General features: G+C 72.0%; 16 protein-coding genes, 2 tRNA genes and 1 pseudogene. 13 read left to right on the top strand and 6 right to left on the bottom strand.

Annotation, left to right across the window (positions count from 1 at the left end):
- Window positions 1-14: 14 nt before the first annotated feature.
- The 3 genes and pseudogenes from OIE51_RS12825 to OIE51_RS12815 form a co-directional block, all read right to left on the bottom strand.
- Entirely contained in the window at window positions 15-491 is a 477-nt protein-coding gene (locus tag OIE51_RS12825; protein ID WP_326597783.1) for a substrate-binding domain-containing protein, read from the bottom strand.
- Window position 492: 1 nt separating this feature from the next.
- A pseudogene (locus OIE51_RS12820) lies at window positions 493-1,119 on the bottom strand (substrate-binding domain-containing protein); the annotation flags it as partial.
- Window positions 1,120-1,191: 72 nt separating this feature from the next.
- A complete protein-coding gene (locus tag OIE51_RS12815; protein WP_326597782.1) occupies window positions 1,192-3,648 on the bottom strand; it encodes a SpoIIE family protein phosphatase in 2,457 nt (818 codons plus the stop codon).
- A gap of 219 nt (window positions 3,649-3,867) precedes the next feature.
- Between OIE51_RS12815 and OIE51_RS12810 the strand changes: the two genes are divergently transcribed.
- Both OIE51_RS12810 and OIE51_RS12805 read left to right on the top strand, forming a co-directional pair.
- Entirely contained in the window at window positions 3,868-4,713 is an 846-nt protein-coding gene (locus OIE51_RS12810; protein ID WP_326597781.1) for a siderophore-interacting protein, read from the top strand.
- A gap of 67 nt (window positions 4,714-4,780) precedes the next feature.
- Window positions 4,781-4,924, top strand: a complete 144-nt coding sequence (locus tag OIE51_RS12805) for a hypothetical protein (protein WP_326597780.1) — start codon at window positions 4,781-4,783, stop codon at window positions 4,922-4,924.
- 117 nt (window positions 4,925-5,041) lie between these two features.
- Here the strand turns inward: OIE51_RS12805 and OIE51_RS12800 are convergent.
- Window positions 5,042-5,114: transfer RNA gene (locus OIE51_RS12800), tRNA-Glu, on the bottom strand.
- 126 nt (window positions 5,115-5,240) lie between these two features.
- Between OIE51_RS12800 and OIE51_RS12795 the strand changes: the two genes are divergently transcribed.
- The 4 genes from OIE51_RS12795 to OIE51_RS12780 all read left to right on the top strand — a co-directional run bounded on the left by OIE51_RS12795 (window position 5,241) and on the right by OIE51_RS12780 (window position 8,496).
- Window positions 5,241-5,621 carry a metallopeptidase family protein gene (locus OIE51_RS12795; protein WP_326600611.1) on the top strand — a complete coding sequence of 127 codons (381 nt, stop codon included), beginning with the start codon at window positions 5,241-5,243 and terminating at the stop codon, window positions 5,619-5,621.
- 88 nt (window positions 5,622-5,709) lie between these two features.
- The gene (locus OIE51_RS12790) at window positions 5,710-6,282 is read left to right on the top strand and encodes a hypothetical protein (RefSeq protein ID WP_326597779.1); all 573 of its coding nucleotides are present in this window, start codon (window positions 5,710-5,712) and stop codon (window positions 6,280-6,282) included.
- Window positions 6,283-6,475: 193 nt separating this feature from the next.
- Window positions 6,476-8,347, top strand: a complete 1,872-nt coding sequence (locus OIE51_RS12785; protein ID WP_326597778.1) for a DEAD/DEAH box helicase — start codon at window positions 6,476-6,478, stop codon at window positions 8,345-8,347.
- Window positions 8,348-8,423: 76 nt separating this feature from the next.
- Window positions 8,424-8,496: transfer RNA gene (locus OIE51_RS12780), tRNA-Lys, on the top strand.
- 76 nt (window positions 8,497-8,572) lie between these two features.
- On the opposite strand, the gene OIE51_RS12775 is transcribed toward OIE51_RS12780, so the two are convergent.
- Entirely contained in the window at window positions 8,573-10,156 is a 1,584-nt protein-coding gene (locus tag OIE51_RS12775) for a site-specific integrase (RefSeq protein WP_326597777.1), read from the bottom strand.
- Window positions 10,157-10,173: 17 nt separating this feature from the next.
- Window positions 10,174-10,974 (bottom strand): hypothetical protein, encoded by an 801-nt coding sequence (locus tag OIE51_RS12770; RefSeq protein WP_326597776.1) that lies wholly within the window; start codon window positions 10,972-10,974, stop codon window positions 10,174-10,176.
- Window positions 10,975-11,087: 113 nt separating this feature from the next.
- On the opposite strand from OIE51_RS12770, the gene OIE51_RS12765 reads away from it, so the two are divergent.
- The 7 genes from OIE51_RS12765 to OIE51_RS12735 all read left to right on the top strand — a co-directional run bounded on the left by OIE51_RS12765 (window position 11,088) and on the right by OIE51_RS12735 (window position 17,345).
- Window positions 11,088-11,342: a helix-turn-helix domain-containing protein gene (locus tag OIE51_RS12765; RefSeq protein WP_326597775.1), complete on the top strand. Its 255-nt coding sequence runs from the start codon at window positions 11,088-11,090 to the stop codon at window positions 11,340-11,342.
- Complete coding sequence (locus tag OIE51_RS12760; protein WP_326597774.1) at window positions 11,339-11,695, top strand: DNA-binding protein; 357 nt, start codon at window positions 11,339-11,341, stop codon at window positions 11,693-11,695. Before OIE51_RS12765 ends, OIE51_RS12760 begins: the two co-directional genes overlap by 4 nt.
- A gap of 14 nt (window positions 11,696-11,709) precedes the next feature.
- Entirely contained in the window at window positions 11,710-12,525 is an 816-nt protein-coding gene (locus tag OIE51_RS12755) for a BRO family protein (RefSeq protein ID WP_326597773.1), read from the top strand.
- Window positions 12,522-12,785, top strand: a complete 264-nt coding sequence (locus OIE51_RS12750; protein ID WP_326597772.1) for a hypothetical protein — start codon at window positions 12,522-12,524, stop codon at window positions 12,783-12,785. Before OIE51_RS12755 ends, OIE51_RS12750 begins: the two co-directional genes overlap by 4 nt.
- Complete coding sequence (locus OIE51_RS12745; RefSeq protein ID WP_326597771.1) at window positions 12,782-13,528, top strand: DUF6907 domain-containing protein; 747 nt, start codon at window positions 12,782-12,784, stop codon at window positions 13,526-13,528. The genes OIE51_RS12750 and OIE51_RS12745 overlap by 4 nt, the downstream gene beginning before the upstream one ends.
- Window positions 13,525-14,235 carry a hypothetical protein gene (locus tag OIE51_RS12740; RefSeq protein ID WP_326597770.1) on the top strand — a complete coding sequence of 237 codons (711 nt, stop codon included), beginning with the start codon at window positions 13,525-13,527 and terminating at the stop codon, window positions 14,233-14,235. The genes OIE51_RS12745 and OIE51_RS12740 overlap by 4 nt, the downstream gene beginning before the upstream one ends.
- Window positions 14,236-14,321: 86 nt before the next feature.
- Window positions 14,322-17,345 carry a DUF927 domain-containing protein gene (locus tag OIE51_RS12735; protein ID WP_326597769.1) on the top strand — a complete coding sequence of 1,008 codons (3,024 nt, stop codon included), beginning with the start codon at window positions 14,322-14,324 and terminating at the stop codon, window positions 17,343-17,345.
- The last annotated feature ends 153 nt before the right edge of the window (window positions 17,346-17,498 follow it).

Raw genomic sequence — 17,498 nt, 5'->3', positions numbered from 1 at the left:
CGTCCGGCTCCCGGTCAGAGGAGCCCGGCCCGCTCACACGCGGTCTCGTACTTCGGGGTGCAGATCTGGCCGACCGTGAGGGCCCCGTCCCGCACCACGGTGTCGCGGATGTCGTCGACGGTCACGGGGATCGGGGAGAGCAGGACGGCCGGGATGGTCTCGAACGTTCCGTTGGCGACCTCCTCCTCGGCCACCCTGTCCAGCGGCTCGCCCCGGCCCAGCGCGACGGCCATCTCGGCGGCGGCCTCCGCCTCCTCGGTGAAGGGCTTGTAGACGGTCATGTACTGGCCGCCCGCGACGATGCGCTGCACGGCCCCGAGATCGGCGTCCTGGCCGGTGACCGGCGGCAGCGGCTCGACGCTGGCCGCCTTGAGGGCGGCGATGACCCCGGACGCGAGGCCGTCGTTCGCGGCCGTAGAAGCCGTAGAAGCCGTAGAAGCCGTTGATCCGGTCGGGGCCGAGGGCGGCGACGGCCCCGGCGCCGTTGGCATAGGCGTTCTGCGGGGTCCAGCCCGCCGTGTCGTACGTCGCGCCGATTCGCACCCGGTCCCGGAGGACGGCGAGCGCGCCCTCCTTCAGCTGGGCGGAGTTCGGGTCGGTCGAGGCGCCGTTCATCATGACGATCTGGCCACCGTCCGCCTCGTCCCCCATGGCCCGCAGCAGCGCCTCGGCCTGAAGCGCGCCGACCCGTTCGTTGTCGAAGGAGACATATCCCGAGACCGGGCCCTCGACGAGCCGGTCGTAGGCGACGACCGGGATGCCCGCCTCGTCCGCGTGCTCGACGGCGGAGCGCGTCGCCTTGGCGTCGAGCGGGTTGAGGATCAGCACCTCGGCCCCGCTGGTGATCGTGGAGTCCATCTGCTGTTGTTGCGTGGCCACGTCGTTCTGCGCGTTCACGGTCTCCACGGCGCACTCGCCGCACAGCTCGCGGACGCCGCGCTCGATCAGGGGCTTGTCGTAGTGCCGCCAGCGGGGGATCAGAGTGTCCGGGAGCAGCACGCCGATCCTGAGGCCGTCGTCGTCCGCCGCTCCGTCGTGCCGCTCGCCGCGGGCGGCGAGGCAGGAGGTCAGGAGCACCGCGGCGGCGATGACGGCGGCACCGCAGGTCACCGTTGCCATCCCTGCCTCCTTCCCCGGCGTGCGTGGCTCACCGACTTCACATGTAAGGCTAAACGGGCAAACACCGCAATCTCACCGTCCGGATCCGGCCCCCGGCTCCGGCCCGGCCACCCCCGGCTCCGGCCCGGCCACCGCGGGCTCCGGCTCGTCGGACGGCACGGTGATCTCGCTCCACACCTGCTTGCCGCCGCTGAGCGGCACCGAGCCCCAGGACGCCGACACGGCCTCGACCAGCAGCAGGCCCCGGCCGCCCGTCGCCTCCCAGTCCGTGTGCGCCGACTTCACAGGCGTGCGCGGCGACGAGTCGCTGACCGCCACCCGCAGGCGGTCACCCGTCAGGGTGAGGTCGAGCCGCGTCTGGCCCTGCGTGTGCGTCAGGGCGTTCGTCACCAGCTCCGAGACGACCAGCAGCACGGTGTCCACCGCGTCCGCCACGTCCCACGTCCGCAGCGTCCGCGCGGTGAAACGGCGCGCGTGCCCGACGGCGTCCGGCAGCCGCCACAGTGTCCAGCTCGCTCGACGCGGTTTGATTCTCATCCCGTCGTAGCGCAGCAGCAGCAGCGCCACGTCGTCGTCCCTCCGGTCCGCCTCACCGAGCAGGGCGTCCGCGATCCGCCCGAGGTCGGCCGGCCCGGTGGCGGAGAGGGCGTCGCGGACCCGGCGCAGGCCGTCCTCCAGGCTCAGGCTCGCCGATTCGACCAGGCCGTCCGTGAGCAGGGTGAGCACGCTGCCCGGGGCGAGGCCGATCACGGTCATCGGGTACTCCGGGTCCGCGACGACGCCCAGCGGAGGGCCGCCCTCGACCTGGATCTCCCGGGTGCCGCCGTCCGGATCGCGGATCACCGGCGGCAGGTGCCCCGCCCGGACGAACCAGGTGTCGCCCTCCTCCATGTCCATGGCGACATAGCAGCAGGTGGCGAAGAGGTCGGTCTCCATGCCCATCAGCAGCCGGTTGGCGTGCGAGATGACCACGTCCGGCGAGTGGCCCTCCACGGCGTAGGCCCGGATCGCCGTGCGGATCTGGCCCATGATCGTCGCGGCCCCGGCGCTGTGCCCCTGGACATCGCCGATGACCAGCGCCACATGGCGGTCGGTGAGCGGGATCACGTCGTACCAGTCCCCGCCCACGCCGAGCCCGACGGTCGCGGGCAGATAGCGGGCGATGGCCACTCCGCCCGGCAGCGTCGGGAGCGTGCGCGGCAGCAGGCTGCGCTGGAGCATCGCGGCCAACTCGTGCTGGGCGTCGGACGCGCGGGCGCGCATCACGGCCTGCCCCACCAGCCCTGTGGCGGCCGTCAGCAGGACCCGCTCCTCCGGGCCGAACTCGTGCGGCTCCTCCCACCCGATCAGGCACACCCCGGCCAGCCGGCCGTCGGCCGGGAGCGGCAGCACGGCCAGTCCGCCGGGGCCGACGCCCGCCAGCCCCGGGTCGAGCGCGGTGTCCGCGGACCACACGCTCATCCGGCCCAGCCGCAGCACGGCCTCCAGGGCCGGCAGGACGCGCGTCGGCACATGGGGCCATTCGGCGTGCCAGCTCTCCGGCCAAGCGCCGGTCCCCGGCGGATCGAGCGCGGTGATCAGCAGCCGGTCGGCCTCGGACTCGGCCAGCGCCACCCGGTCGGCCCCCAGCTCGCGCATGGCGGCCACCGCCACCTCACTCACGTCCTGGACGGTCACCGCGGTGGCCAGGGTCGCCGACAGCCGCTGTACCCGGGACACCTCGTCGGCGCTCGGCCGTCGGCGCGCGGCGTCACCGAGCACGCCCAGCACCCGGCCCGGAGCGCCGGTGACGTCGTCCGCGAGCACCCGGCAGCGCAGGTGCAGCCAGCGCAGCTCCCCGGTGCGGCGCCGGACGCGGAACTCCAGTGCCCGGCCGTCGGTGCCCGCCGCGCCGGGCGCGGCCCCCGGTTCCGCGCCTGGCGCGATGAGGGACATCACCGGTGGCCGGTCCTCGGGAACGACGTGGGCCAGGAAGGTGTCGACCCGGCCGTCGAACTCCTCCGGGGGGAGGTCCATCAGCTCCAGCGTCTGCGCGTCCGCCTCGACCCGCCCGCCGCGCGGCTCCATCGCGAACGAGCCGAACCAGCCCTCCTCCACGGCGTGGCCCAGCACCGATCCCTGGCCCGGCTCGCCACCGGCTTCGAGGCCCTCGCCGACGTGCCGCGCGTACAGCTCCAGCAGGCCGCGCCGATCGGTGCCGAATCCCTCCCCGGACTCGTCCACGGCGACCAGGCACCCCAGCGGGCCGCTGTCGCCGTTCCCGCCGAGCGGCAGCGCGGCCAGCGAGATGCCGGCCGGCGGCGCGCCGCTGTACGCGGCGAGCCCCGCGGCATCCAGCCACAGGGGCCGGCCGGTGCGGCAGGCGTCGGCGGCGGGGGAACGGGCGGACACCGGGTACGCGAACCGCAGCCCGTACCGGGAGAGCGAGCCGCCCGACGTCTCGACCAGGCGCAGCTCGTCGGTCTCCCGGCGCAGCGCGTAGACGGCGACCAGCGTCACCCCGCCGAACGCCCGGCCCCGCGCCGTCACAGCGGACCGTGCCCCATCGGATGTCGCATGATTCCGTCGCCTCCGACTCTCCCGGGTACGCCTGTCTCCAGCGTAGGAAGAAGAGCGCCGACCGGCGACCGGCCACCGCGACAGGACCGGCCACCGCGACAGGACCGGCCACCGCGACCGGGGGAAGCGCTCACACCAAGGTTAGGCTCGCCTAATAAATAACTCGCTTCCCTCGATCGAGGAGCACAGATGACCGATCGTCCCGTTCGCGACGCGCCCCGCCTCAACCGGGGCCGGGTGCTGCGCACCGAACGCCTCACCCCGCACATGATCAGGGTGGTCCTTGGCGGCGACGGGCTGCGCTCGTTCGCCGCCCGCCCGGACACCGACCAGTACGTGAAGCTGCTGTTCCCGGCGGAGGGGGCGGTCTACCCGGAGCCGTTCGACATCGCGGCCATCCGGCGCGACCTCCCCCGGGACCAGTGGCCCCGGACGCGGACCTACACCGTGCGCGCCTGGGACCCGGCGGCGGCCGAGCTGACCCTCGACTTCGTCTTCCACGGGGACGAGGGCCTGGCCGGCCCCTGGGCCGCCGCCGCGCGGCCCGGCGACGAGCTGCTCTTCCTCGGCCCCGGCGGCGGATACGCGCCCGAGGAGACCGCCGACTGGCACCTGCTCGCCGGGGACGAGAGCGCGCTGCCCGCCATCGCGGCGGCCCTGGCCGCGATGCCGGCCTCGGCGGTGGCCCTGGCCTTCATCGAGGTGGCCGGGCCGGCGGAGGAACAGAAGCTGGAGGCCCCGGCCGGCGCGGAGATCCGCTGGCTCCACCGGGGAGCGGGCCGACCCGGCGACGCGCTGGTGACGGCGGTCACCACGGCGCGGATCCCGCCCGGTACGCCGCAGGTGTTCGTCCACGGTGAGGCCCACTTCGTGAAGGAGCTGCGCCGCCACCTCCGGCACGAACGCGGCCTGCCGCGCGAGCGGCTGTCCGTCTCCGGCTACTGGCGCCTCGGCGCCGACGAGGACGGCTGGCAGGCCGGCAAGGCCGAGTGGAACCGCCGGATCGAGCGGGAACAGGAACGGAAGGAGCCGTAACCCGGCCCGCGCGACGGTCCCTTGTGCCCGTCCCGACGCGCTGCCCACCGGCCCGGCGGTGTTCCGGGTGCCGGAGTTCCCCGGCGGCGTCCACGGGAACGGCTGGGCGGCCGACCGGCTCACCGGTCTGCTGGGCGACGACCTGGCAGCCCGCCTCCGCTGGTCCGAGGACAGGACCCGCACCCCGCACCCCGACCCCTGGGCCTTCTGACGGACGGCGGGACGGACGGCCGAACAGACGACGGACGGCCGAACAGACAGGGTGAAAACCGAACGCCCAGGCGCCGCGCCCGCGAGGGGCGGCCACCTGGGCGGTCCTTGATCCGGGTACCCCCAACGGGATTCGAACCCGCGCTACCGCCTTGAAAGGGCGGCGTCCTGGGCCACTAGACGATGGGGGCCGGTGGGGGACGCGAGAAGCATATGGGATACCCAGAGCGATCGGCAAAACGGTTCCCCTGCCGTTTCCGCCACCGCCACCGTTCCCCCGGAGGTCGTCCCGGGCGGACAATGGGGACGTGCTGGAAATGACGCGCGAGGAGTTCGAGGGGCTGGTCAGCGAGGCGCTGGACCGGATTCCCGCCGAGCTGACGCGGCTGATGGACAACGTGGCCATCTTCGTCGAGGACGAGCCTCCCCCGGACCTCGACCGGGGGGACCTCCACCCCGAGGAGCCCGAGTTGCTCGGGCTGTACGAGGGCACGCCGCTCACCGACCGGGGCGAGTGGTACGCGGGCGTGCTGCCCGACCGGATCTCCGTCTATATGGGCCCGACCCTGCGGCTGTGCGAACGGGAGGGTGGCGGCCGGGAGTTGGTGATCGAAGAGGTGGAGATCACGGTGGTCCACGAGATCGCGCACCACTTCGGGATCGACGACGAACGGTTGCACGCGCTCGGTTACGGCTGAGGTTCTCCGTGTCCTCCGTCCGGGTGCGGGAGTTGAGGTGAGCGGAAGCCGACCGACGACCCCGTCCTCTCCCGGAGGTGGCCTCACCGTGCGCCGTGCCAGCCGTTCCGCCCCTGTTCTTCTGCTCCTGCTGGCCTCCGCTGTGGCCGTCGCGCTCGGCGGGTGCGTCAGCGTGGAGCCGGACCCGACCGACGAGCCCGCCTCCGAGATGGGCGGCCAGGTGCCGGGGGAGGACCGGTCGCAGGGGGACCGGGGCGTCCCGGCGGCCTCGGGCGGGGCGGCCGGGGCCGGGAGCGGGGAGAACGGCGAGCGGTCCGGGGAGGCGGCGTCGTCCGGCTCGCCCTCACCCGACGCGGGCGGGAGCTCCGAGCGGGGCGAGAACGACGACCACGGCGACGAGGGCGGCCACGGGCAGGCGGCCGAGCCCGATCCGGCGCCCGCCGCGGGGGCCGGCGAACTCGGTGGCGCGGGTGGTTCCGGGGACGGCGGAGGTGGCGGCGGAGGTGGCGGCGGAGGTGGCGGCGACGGGGGCGGCTCCGGCGAGGACGCGCCGCATCCGCTGCCCGAGCCGGAGCCCGAGCCCCAGCCCGAGCCCGAGCCGGAGCCCACCGAGGAGCCGGCCGCGTCCCCGTCCGAGCCCGCGTCCGAAGGGGGCGGCTGACGCCGTTTGCGCCCGGGGCCGCACCGTGCGTATGCTTGTAGATCGTTTGATCCCACTTGCCCGGCGCCCCGAAGTAGCGCGCCGTGTGGCGCGTTCCTCGTCTAGCCGTGGCTGACCGCATCCAGGCGGTCCAGAGCACCTACGGAGCTAAGGCGCGTGCCCGCATGAAGACTCCGGAAGGTTCTCACCACGCATGTCCGTAACGACTGCTGAAGCACTACTCCCGCTCGACGAGCCCACCACCACCTTCGCCGACCTGGGCCTGCCCCAGAACGTGGTCCGCAAGCTGGCCGAGAACGGCGTCACCTCGCCGTTCCCGATCCAGGCCGCGACCATCCCCGACGCGCTCGCCGGCATGGACATCCTCGGCCGTGGCCGCACCGGCTCCGGCAAGACCCTGAGCTTCGGTCTGCCCCTGCTGACCCGGCTCACCGGCCGCCGCACCACCCCCAAGCGCCCGCGCGCCATCATCCTCACACCGACCCGCGAGCTGGCCATGCAGGTCTCCGACGCGCTGGAGCCGTACGGCGACGTGCTCGGGCTGCGGCTGAAGGTCGTCTGCGGCGGCACCTCCATGGGCAACCAGATCTACGCCCTGGAGCGCGGCGTCGACATCCTCGTCGCCACCCCCGGCCGTCTGCGCGACCTCATCGGTCGCCGGGCGTGCTCGCTGGAGGACGTCGAGGTGGCGGTGCTGGACGAGGCCGACCAGATGGCCGACCTCGGCTTCCTGCCCGAGGTCACCGAGCTGCTGGACCAGGTGCCGCCGGGCGGGCAGCGGATGCTGTTCTCGGCGACGCTGGAGCACGAGATCGACACGCTCGTCAAGCGCTACCTGGTGGACCCGGTCAGCCACGAGGTCGACGCGGCCCAGGGCGCGGTCACCACGATGACCCACCACGTGCTGATCGTGAAGCCGCGCGACAAGGCACCGCTGACGGCTGCCATCGCCGCTCGCGAGGGCACCCGCGCGATCGTCTTCGTGCGCACCCAGCTCGGCGCCGACCGCGTCGCGGCGCAGCTCCGCGAGGCGGGCATCCGCGCGGACGCGCTGCACGGCGGCATGACGCAGGGCGCCCGCACGCGCACGCTGTCGGAGTTCAAGGACGGCCGCGTCGCCGTCCTGGTCGCCACCGACGTCGCGGCGCGCGGCATCCACGTGGACAACGTCGACCTGGTGCTGAACGTCGACCCGGCCGCCGACCACAAGGACTACCTGCACCGCTCCGGCCGCACGGCGCGGGCCGGGCGTTCGGGCACGGTCGTCTCGCTGGCGCTCCCGCACCAGCGGCGGACGATCTTCCGGCTGATGGAGGACGCGGGCGTGGACGCCGGGCGCCACATCATCGGCCGGGGCGATCTCTTCGACGACGACATCGCCGAGGTCATCGGCGCCCGTTCGCTGACCGAGGTGCAGGCCGAGGCGGCGATGGGCGCGGTGCGGCACGCCGAGCGCGAGGTGGCCAGGCTCACGCGCGAGCTGGAGCGGGCCGCGGCGCGGTCGGAGGAGCTGCGCGAGGAGGCCGAGCGCCTGACCGCGCGCGCGGCGCGCGAGCGCGGCGACGACCCGGCCGAGGCGATCGCGGCGGCGGCCGAGGCGCGGCAGCTCGCGCTGGCCGAGGACGACCGCGAGGCGCGCCGGATCGAGAAGGCGGCGGCCCGCGCCGAGGCGGCCCGCCAGGACCAGCGTGAGGAGCGCGGCGACCGGGGCGACCGGGGCGGATTCCGCAACGGTGACCGTGACCGTCGTCCGCAGGGCGGCGGCTTCCGCCGGGACGACCGGCGTGGTGGCGGCAGCGGCAGCGGCGGCGGCTCCGGGTTCCGTCGTGACGACCGGCGTGGTGGCGGCAGTGGCAGCGGCGGCGGCTCGTCGTTCCGCCGTGACGACCGCCGTGACGACCGCCGTCCGAGCGGCGGCTTCCGCCGGGACGACCGCCCGGCCACCGGCGGTTACGACCGCCGGGACGACCGCCCGGCCACCGGCGGTTACGACCGCCGGGACGACCGTCCGGCCGCCGGCTTCGACCGGCGCGCCGACAAGCCCCGCTGGAAGCGCGACAGCTGACCTTCCGACGACCGGCCTCGAAGCGAGATATCTCGCTTCGAGGCCGGACCCGTGCGGAGGCTATGCTGCTCGGTGCGGGCCGTTAGCTCAATTGGCAGAGCAGAGGACTTTTAATCCTTTGGTTGTGGGTTCGAGTCCCACACGGCCTACCGAATCGCGGTCATCTCATCTGCCCGGTGACCTGCACCGGAGGGCCTTACGCCGACCCGGGTCGGCGTAAGGCCCTCAGCTGTTTCCGGGCTCCTGCGTGAGCGATGCGTGAGCGCCGGTCCCAGCGGGCGCCCTCCTGGCCCGTGGAACCACCGCCGCCGCCTTCTCCGTCAGCTCCTCCGTCGCCTCCTCGAACAGCGCCATGTAGGTGTCCGACGTCAGCGTGATCGAGGAGTGCCGGAGCTTCTCCTTCGCGTCGTGCAGATCGCCTCCGCCCGCCTTCACGAGCGCCGCAGCCCCGTGCCGCAGGTCCCTCAGGTTGATCGGCGGCAGATCCTCCTCCGCAACGATCCGGCGGAACTCGTCACTGACCGTCTCCGGGTGCAGCCAGGCGCCATCCTCGGCCGTGAAGACCTTGCCCGTGTCCGTCCACGGCAGGCCCGCCTCCAGGCGCTTCTCCCGCTGTGCCTGCTGCCGCAGCCGGTGCGCCTGGAGCACCGCCACGGTGCCGCTGTCGATGCGCACGGCGCCGGCCGAGCCGTCCGTCTTTGGTGCGGACTCATACGGCGTCCACCCGTCGACGGTGATCTCCTTCGCGACGGTCAGCACCTTGCGCTGGAAGTCGATGTCCCCCCACTCCTGTCCGACGGCCTCGCCGCGCCGCAGGCCGTGATAGGCGATCAGGTGGAAGCAGGCGTACAGCGGCTCATCCTCGGCGGCGTCCAGGAACGCGCCGAGCTGTACCGGGGTCCACACCATCACCGGGCTCGGCTTCTCGCCGGTCTCCCGCCAGCGCTCGACCCGTTCGGCGGTCCACAGAAGGCCCTTCGGGCGGCGCGCGGTGGCCAGTTCAACGAACCGGGCAGGATTGTTCGACGTGTAGTACTCGCGTCCGATGGCGTAGTTCAGCGCCGTGCGGAGCGTGCGCCGTATGGCCTGCTTGGTCGCCGGCCCGGTCAGCTTGCGGAACGGCGGCATCCCCGCCAGCTGCTCCCGCTCGGCGTCCAGCTTCGCCCGCTCAGCGGCCGGCGGACGGCCCTTCTTCTTGGTCCACTTGCAGCGCGCGGCCTGCTCCCGGCGGGCCCGGTTCTCGGCGGCTATGACGTCGTTGCGGTCGTCGATCGCGTCGAACATCGCCTGGCAGTGCCCGACGGTGAGCCGGTCCAGGCGCACGTCGCCGATGCCCGGGATCAGGTGGACCCGCACATGGCTGGCGTAGCCGTTGAGGGTCGTCTTCCGGCGCTCGGCCTTGCGTTTCGCCTCCAGCCATTCCTCCAGCAGATCCGCCACGGTCATGGTGGAGGTGAGCTTCTGCCCGCGGCGCAGTCGGCGGCGTGTTTCCGAGGGGTCCGGCAGGGGTGCCTTCTTGTCCTTGCTGACCTCTTCAAGACGGTCACCGAGCCGGGTCAGCGCCTCAAGGTCGTCGTGATCGGGCAGAGCCAGGAGCGCCCGGACTTGGTCGAGCACTTCCTGGGCCTTGGCCGCCGACGTGTAGCCGGAGCGGGAGAACGAGCGGCGGCCGCCGTCCTCACGCGGCGGCAGCTCCTGCCGGACCGCCCACGTGCCGTGCCGCTTGCTCGTCAGCTGCGGGCACGTCTTACCCAGCGGCCTGCCATCCTCACCGCGGCAGTAACAGCGCCTGTACGTCGAACCCTTCATCGGTTACCCGCCATCTGTCACGTCCCCAACCTCTCCTGAAGATCCTTGATCTCTTCCTCAGTTGCTAGCCGGACCGAGGGGCGTACCGCCGCGCGGGCTGCATCGTTCCTGGCTGATTCAGCTGGCGGGAGGAGTCCCTTTCGCCGAGCTGTTGCCACCCACTTCGCGGCCGTCGAGTGAGGGGTCTTGAAGTAGTCGGCGACCCATCGCGTTGGGGGTTGGTCGGAGTCCTCGGCGAATGTGTACTGCTCGGCCACCTGCCGTAGGAACTCCACCGTCATCCGATTCCGGCGGCGTCGGGGGGTGGGCTGGTCACGAGCGATCGCGTAGGCGTCCGCTGCATGCGTCTGCAGGCGTTCGATCCACTGCACCGCAGCTGTCGGGCGCCGATAGTCCGCATGGTGCCTCCACGCCCGGCGCTCAGCCATCGGATCTTCTTCGGGCAGCCCTTCATCTTCCATGAAGGTCACCAGGTATCTCGTCATGTAGTGGATACCCAGACTCTTCCACTTGCTTGCCGGTACGACCTTCTGCACCTTCGCACAAACGAGCCCGACATCGAACGGAACCGACCGCGCCTCCGCCATCTCGATCGACCCGTCGAACACCTGAAAGTTCAAAAACAGCATGACGTCGTCCGGCTTCTCATCACGCGCCGGCCCCCACATGCGCTCATTGCCGATCGCCAGGTGGAAGAACTCCGGGAGCAGCGTGGCCCCCACCTGCACCAAGCGTGGCAGTTCTTCCATGTCGTCCCAGGCGAACCACGGAAGCGCCTCGTATCGCCAGTCTGGCGGTGGGGTCAGGTAGTCGCTCATGGCATCCATCCTGCACATAGCGGCAAGGGTGCGGCAAGAGCCTGTCCGCGTTTCGGACGATCACAACCCCTCGCCCCTTGAGAATGGTCAGGGTTCTGGCTAGGGTACGGCCTATGCTTCAACCACAATCAGCCTTGCGGCTCGCCGAGATCCGCGCCGCCGTGAGCAACGGCGAAGCGCGGCGGCTGCGAGTCGCCGCAGATCTGTCCATCGGAGAGGTCGCTCGCGCCTGTGGGGTCGATCAGTCCACCGTCTGGCGGTGGGAGAAGGGAACGAGACGCCCCTGCGGGCACGGTGCTCTGCAGTACGCCAAGCTCATCGCCGAGCTGCGCAGACAGATCCTGGCTACCCGGCAGGAGTCGGCGTGACCCGGCTCGATAGCGCCACCGACGTGGCCGCCCGCGACCGCATTACCTCCACGGCTCAGCAGCCCAGCGACACGGTCCTGACCATCGGCGACCTGTGCCGGCAGCCGCCGCTCATGCCGCTGTGGCCCGACTTCGGGCGTGGCGTCCTCCGACTCGCCGAATCCACGACCTACAAGCTCCTTGCCGAGGGGCGCCTGCCCGTCGAGCCCGTCCAGGTTGCCCGGAAGCACTACGTGCGCACCGCGCACGTCTTCGCCTTCCTCGGGCTGGCCGAGATCACCGAAAACGACGACAGCGCCGGGGTCGAGCCGGCGCCGTCTGTCGAGCGCAACACCACACCTACCGGTAAGTAGAAGAGAGCGCACTCATGACCATCGTGACACAGCCACCTCCCATCGAGCAGTCCGGACCGGGTATCGACGCCCTTCAGCTCTTCGACATCTCCGGAGAGCAGATCAGATTCGGCATCACCGACGACGGCACCGCCTACGCCGTGGCCGCCGACTTCGCCAAGACCCTCGACTACTCCACGACCCAGAAAGCCCTACAGATCGTCGACGCCGACGAGAAGGGGCGGGAGTACGTCTCTACCTGGGTACCCCAGGAGGTTAACCACGCAGGTCAGAGCGTTGGCGAATGGCAGAAGCGCAAGCAGTGGGTCATCTTCGAGGACGGCCTGTGGGAGCTGATCTTCCGCAGCACCCTCCCCGGCGCCAAGGCCATCAAGAAGCAGGTCAAGGCGATCCTCCGCGAGATCCGCGAGACCGGCCGCTACCAGGCCGCAGCGGTACCCCAGACCTTCGCTGAGGCGCTGGAACTCGCCGCCGCCCAGCAGCGCGAACTCGAAGCCGCCCAAGCGCAGGTCGCTGCCCTGGAACCCAAGGCCGCCAAGTACGACCGGCTCCTCGACGCCGACGGCCTCGTCGGGATGACCGCCATCGCCGACATGCTCGACGTCTACGTCGGGGACCTCACCGACTGGCTTGTCGAGCAGGGCCTGTTCCGCAAACAGGTCTCCGAGGGCCAGTCCGGGCCCAAGACCCGCAACATGCCCCGCCGTGAATGGCAGCGCTCCGGCCACTTCGAGGTCATCCCCGAACGGCGCGGACGGGCGAAGTTCCCCGTCGCCTACGCCACCAGCACCGGCCTGGACCTGGTCATCACGAAGTGGAGCGCCCGATGAGCCTGATCAACCCCGACGAGGGGCTGCTGGCCCGCCTCATGCGCGGCGCCTCCACCACCGACCTGTACGACATCGCCGCCACCGCCTTGACGGAGATGAAGGCACGCGAGGACGCCGACGGCCTGCACGAAGTCCGCATCCAAGCGGAGTTCGGCGAGATCCGCTACGAGGCCGACGAGAACCGGTTCACGGTCGTGTTCTGGGACGAAGGCACCGCGGCGCTCGCCGCCGAGCAGACCGGGACGGAGGCCGCCCGATGAGCATCGAGACCACCGCGCCCGCGCCGGTGCCCACCCCCCAGGCCGGACGCCCCGCGACCACCGCCGCGACCACCGCGACCGATGCCGCCGCCCGTTCCACCGCCTCGGCGCTGTTCCGCACCCCCTGCTACTCGTGGTGCATCGAGCCCGGCGACGACGACGAGCCGACCGCCCACGAGTCCGCCCGCGTCGACCTGGCCCCGCCGCCCGGCATGGAGGGCATCACCGGTCCCCTCATGCACGCCGTGCTGTACGGCAACGACAACTGCACCAACCCCACGCCCAACGTGCACCTGACCGTCGGCACCGAGGACGACCCGTACACCATCCTCACGCCGCAGCAGGCCGACGAGTACGCCGACCGGCTCGACGCCTTCGCCGCCCAGGTACGGCACCTCGCCCGCCAGGCCCACGAGCCCCGGCCGGAGTTCTGCCCGGAGTTCCCCTGGTGCAAGGAGACCGGCGAGCACAACGTCCACACCTCCCGCGAGCTGGCCCTGCCCGACCCGGACGGCACCGGCAACTACCTCGGCGCCTCCCTGATGGCCGAGGAGACCGAAGGCAACCAGGTCTCCCTCGGCTTCGAGGCGGGGGGCGGCTGGACGGGCCTGGACTCAGCCGGGCTGCGGGCCGAGGCCAAGCGGATCCGCGACCACTGCGGCGAACTGGAGAAGCTCGCCGAGTTCCTCTCCTGCGAAGAGGCCAACAACCGCCTGCACGACACCGAGGCGGCCACCCGGTGACCGCGGACAGCACGCCGACGGCCGGCGACACCCCCGGCCGCCCCGGCCCCGCCGACCCCAAGACGTACCGGGCCACCATCCGCCGCGACCGCAAAGCCGGACGCCTGCGCCGGTACCGCGCCCGGACCCTGCTGTCCGTATGCGACCTCGCCGAACGGCAGGGACGCCTGATCCCCCAACTCCCAGATCCCATCGGCTTCATGGGGCTGGGCAGCCTCCGGTGCGTCCTCGCCGACACGGGCCGAGACGCGGACTGGTTCTTCGTCCACGAAGTCCTGTCCATCACCGGCGCCACCCCGGAGCAGTGGCACCGCATGCGGGACGACGAGATCGCCGAGGCCAGCCAGGACCCGCCCGTCGCGCCGCGCATCGACGAGTACACCGTCCACATGCCCGACGGCCGCACCTATCCGGTACCGGTCTGCAACTGGCAGATGGCGCTGCTCCTCGCCCTCGAAGGCCCCTGGGGCAACGAGCTGATGGACAACATCCAGCCCGCGCTGCGCCGCTCCGTGATCGCCTCCGGCCTCGGCGACCGCTTCAAGGTCGCCCGTCTCGCCGGGGACGGAACCGCCACCTACACCGGCGAGACGCTCACGGACGTGATCCTCGCCGACGGCCCGCTTCCCTCGGCCGAGGTGGCCAAGCACCAGATCGCGCAAGGCCCGTTCGGCGCGCTCCGGCGGGGAGACGGAGGCACCGGGTAGCAGGCCGCGGGCCGGGGCGGACCCCACACCGCCCCGGCCCGCACCACACGAACACCCGTCGGCACCACAGAAGCGAGCCACCGTTCGTGAACACCACCCCCGAGCCGCTGACCGCAGACCCGGAGATCGTCCGGGCCTGGCTCACCTCGCACTTCGGCACCGCCCCGGGTCTCATCGCGCTCTGCTCCACCCGGAACTGGACGGGCATCCAGACCGACAACCTCGATACCGCCGTCCAGTGGGCGATGACCGAGGACCGCGCGGGCGTCGAAGGCATCTACACCCGCGTCACCACCGTCAAGGAGCGGCTCGCCGCCGGGTCCCGCGGCGCCGCCCGCGACTCCCACGCCCTGCTCGACATGTGGTCGGACCTCGACTTCGGCGACGACGGCCACAAGACGGCCGGCCTGCCCAAGGACGAGCGCGAGGCCATCGATATCGCCAAGTTCGCGCGCCTCCCCTCGCCGAGCCGCGTGGAGCACTCCGGCGGCGGGCTCTACGCCCGCTGGATCCTCTCCGCGCCCGTCGTCATCGGCGAGGACATCGACTTCGACGCTGCCGTCCAGCTGGCTGCCGACTGGCAGAACATCCTGGCTGCGGGCGCCAAGAAGATGGGCGTCGGCTACGGCACCGGCGTGAAGGACCTGGCGCGCGTCCTGCGCCTGCCCGGGACCATCAACCGGAAGGTCGGCCGCATGCCGGTCATGGCCCGCGTCGTCACCGAGACGGCCGGGCCGCGGTACCCCCTGGACGAGCTGCTGCGCCTGGCGGCCGAGCTGAAGCCCGCCCCGCCCAAGCGCACGCCGCCGCCGAAGTCCGACCGGCCCCAGCGCGCCGCCGCCAGCGGCCGGACTCACGACGGCCCCGGGCCGTTGCAGATCCTCGGCGATCACGCCTGCTGCGGCGAGATCCTGGAGTTCGCCGGCGCGACCTACCGCGAGCAATACCCCGGAAGCTGCTCTCTGCCCGGTTGCGGCGGCGACTGCCAGCGCTGGCTGCGGCCCGGTTGGGGCGAGGGCAACTCGGTCGACGGCATCGCCGTGCACAAGGGCGGCTTCGCCGCCACCGTGCGCACCGACAACTTCCCCGGCTTCGACCCCGGGTCGCTCAACCACGTGCTCTCGCCCGGCCAGTTGTTCGCCGCGATCCACCACCGCGGCGACCAGTCCGCCGCTGCCCGTGACATCCGCCGTGCGGCGGACGGCCACCCCGAGGCCACCCCGGCCGCGCGCGCCCTGCCCGCCGCCGCCCTCGCGGAGATCAAGACGGCACGCGGTGTGGGGCGGGGGCAGCACCTTCGATCCGTCCCGCCGGTCGAGGGCACGGCCGCGCTCGACCCGGCCGCCGATCCCGAGCCCCAGCCCCAGCCCGAGAGTGGGGAGGACGCGCCGCCGGACGCGGCCAAGCCGTTCGACTACGCCAAGGTCTTCGGCCTGCCCGCCAAGACGAAGACCCCACGGGGCTACCGCATCAAGGACACCGGCGTCGCGATCCTGCGGCCGGTCGGCAAGGAAGAGGTCTGGGTCCGTTTCGCGTTCGCCCCCCTCGTCATCACGGCCACCTTCGAGGACCCCGAAGGGGAGCAGTACATCGAGCTGTCGTGGATCGACCGTACGATGCCGTTCGAGCGGAAGATCTCCCGCATCGTCTCCCGCGAGACGGCCAAGCGCGGCCGGAAGCTGATCGAGCAGCTCGGCGGTGGCGGCCTGCCCGCCGTCGAGGGCGACGCCCGCGTCCTGGAACGCTGGCTCGCCGAGTTCGAGGCCGCCAACGCCGACGGCAAGAACATCCCGAGCGAGAAGCTCGCCCGCTGGCTCGGCTGGCAGGACGACGGGAGTTTCGTCTCCTCACCGGAGGACGGCACCAAGGTCGACGTCGTCTACGAAGAGATGCGCGGCCCGGCCAAGGCCCACGGCCGCAAGGGCACCCTGGAAGGCTGGAAGGAGACCGTCGCCCTCCTCGAACCGTTCCCCGTGCCGCGTATAGCCATCGCCGCCGCCCTGGCCGCGCCGCTCCTTCGCCCCCTCGGCCTGCCTTCCTTCACCCTCGACATCTCCTCGCGCAGTACCAAGGGCAAGACCACCTCGTTGCAGTGCTCTTTGAGCTGCTGGGCCAACCCCAGCGAGCACGCCAACGCCATGTCGAACTGGCGCACCACCCTGTACGCGATCGAGAAGCGGCTCAACCTGGTGCGCGGCATCGTCACCGTCTTCGACGAGACCATGGCCGTCACGGACGAGGCCATCATCGACGAGGTCCTCTACCAGCTGCCGATGAACCACGGCAAGGCACGCTCGGGCGGCGCGTTCGGCACCATGCTGCCCTGGGAGACGATCCTCCTGTCCTCCGGCGAGCGGCCCGCGCTGTCCTTCACCACCGCCCAGGGCGCCGCCGCCCGCATCCTCGGCACGACCATCCCGCCCTTCGGAGAGAACGGCGGCCGGGTCGCCGTCCAAGCCCGCGAAGGCGTCTTCGAGAACTACGGCCACGCCGGACCGGCGTTCGTCGAGTTCATCATCCCCAGGCTCGCCGCACCCGGCGGCCGGGACGCCCTGAAGCAGCGCCACCAGGACCTCGCCGAGACGTTCCGCGGCGAGAGCGACATGACCGGCCGCCGCGCCCCGATGGTCGCCATCCTCGCCCTCGCCGAGATCCTCGCGTGCGGCATGGGCCTGCTGCCCTACGAGCCGCTGCCCGCCGCACGCTGGCAGGCGATGTTCGCCGCGCACAGCCCCACCGACAACCGGCCCGAGATGGCCATGGACGTGGTCCGCGAGTACGTCGCCGCCCACAGCTGGGAACTGTGGACCCCGCAGCGGGACGCCGACGACCGGCCGCCGTTCCAGGGCTGGCTCGGCGTCATCACCGAGGCGGAGAAGGGCCGGAAGGTCGCCCTCCTCCCCGAGCGCGTGCGGAAGATCCTCGCCGACTCCGGTTACTCCCTGGATGCCGTGGTCGGCAGCTGGATCGACGCCGGGTACCTCGACGTCCTGCCCTCACAGCGTCCCCCGCACCTGATCCCCAAGCGCTTCGACGGCACCCGCGCGAAGTGCCTGTCCTTCACCCCGGAGGGCATCACCTTCGGCTACGACCGGGTGGGGGCGGCGTGAACCTCACCCCGGGCGCAGGTGGTACGCAGTCGGCGCGTACCACCCTTCGGAGAGCGTTTCAGCAGGTCACACCCCCTGTAGAGGGGGGCCGGTACGCGGTACGCACTGGCACCGAACAGACACCCCTCGGGCGTGCGTGTGTGGGCGTGCGCG

The sequence above is a fragment of the Streptomyces sp. NBC_01803 genome, assembly GCF_035917415.1.
Taxonomy (GTDB): domain Bacteria; phylum Actinomycetota; class Actinomycetes; order Streptomycetales; family Streptomycetaceae; genus Streptomyces.
This window is presented reverse-complemented; position numbering and strand designations above follow the sequence as displayed.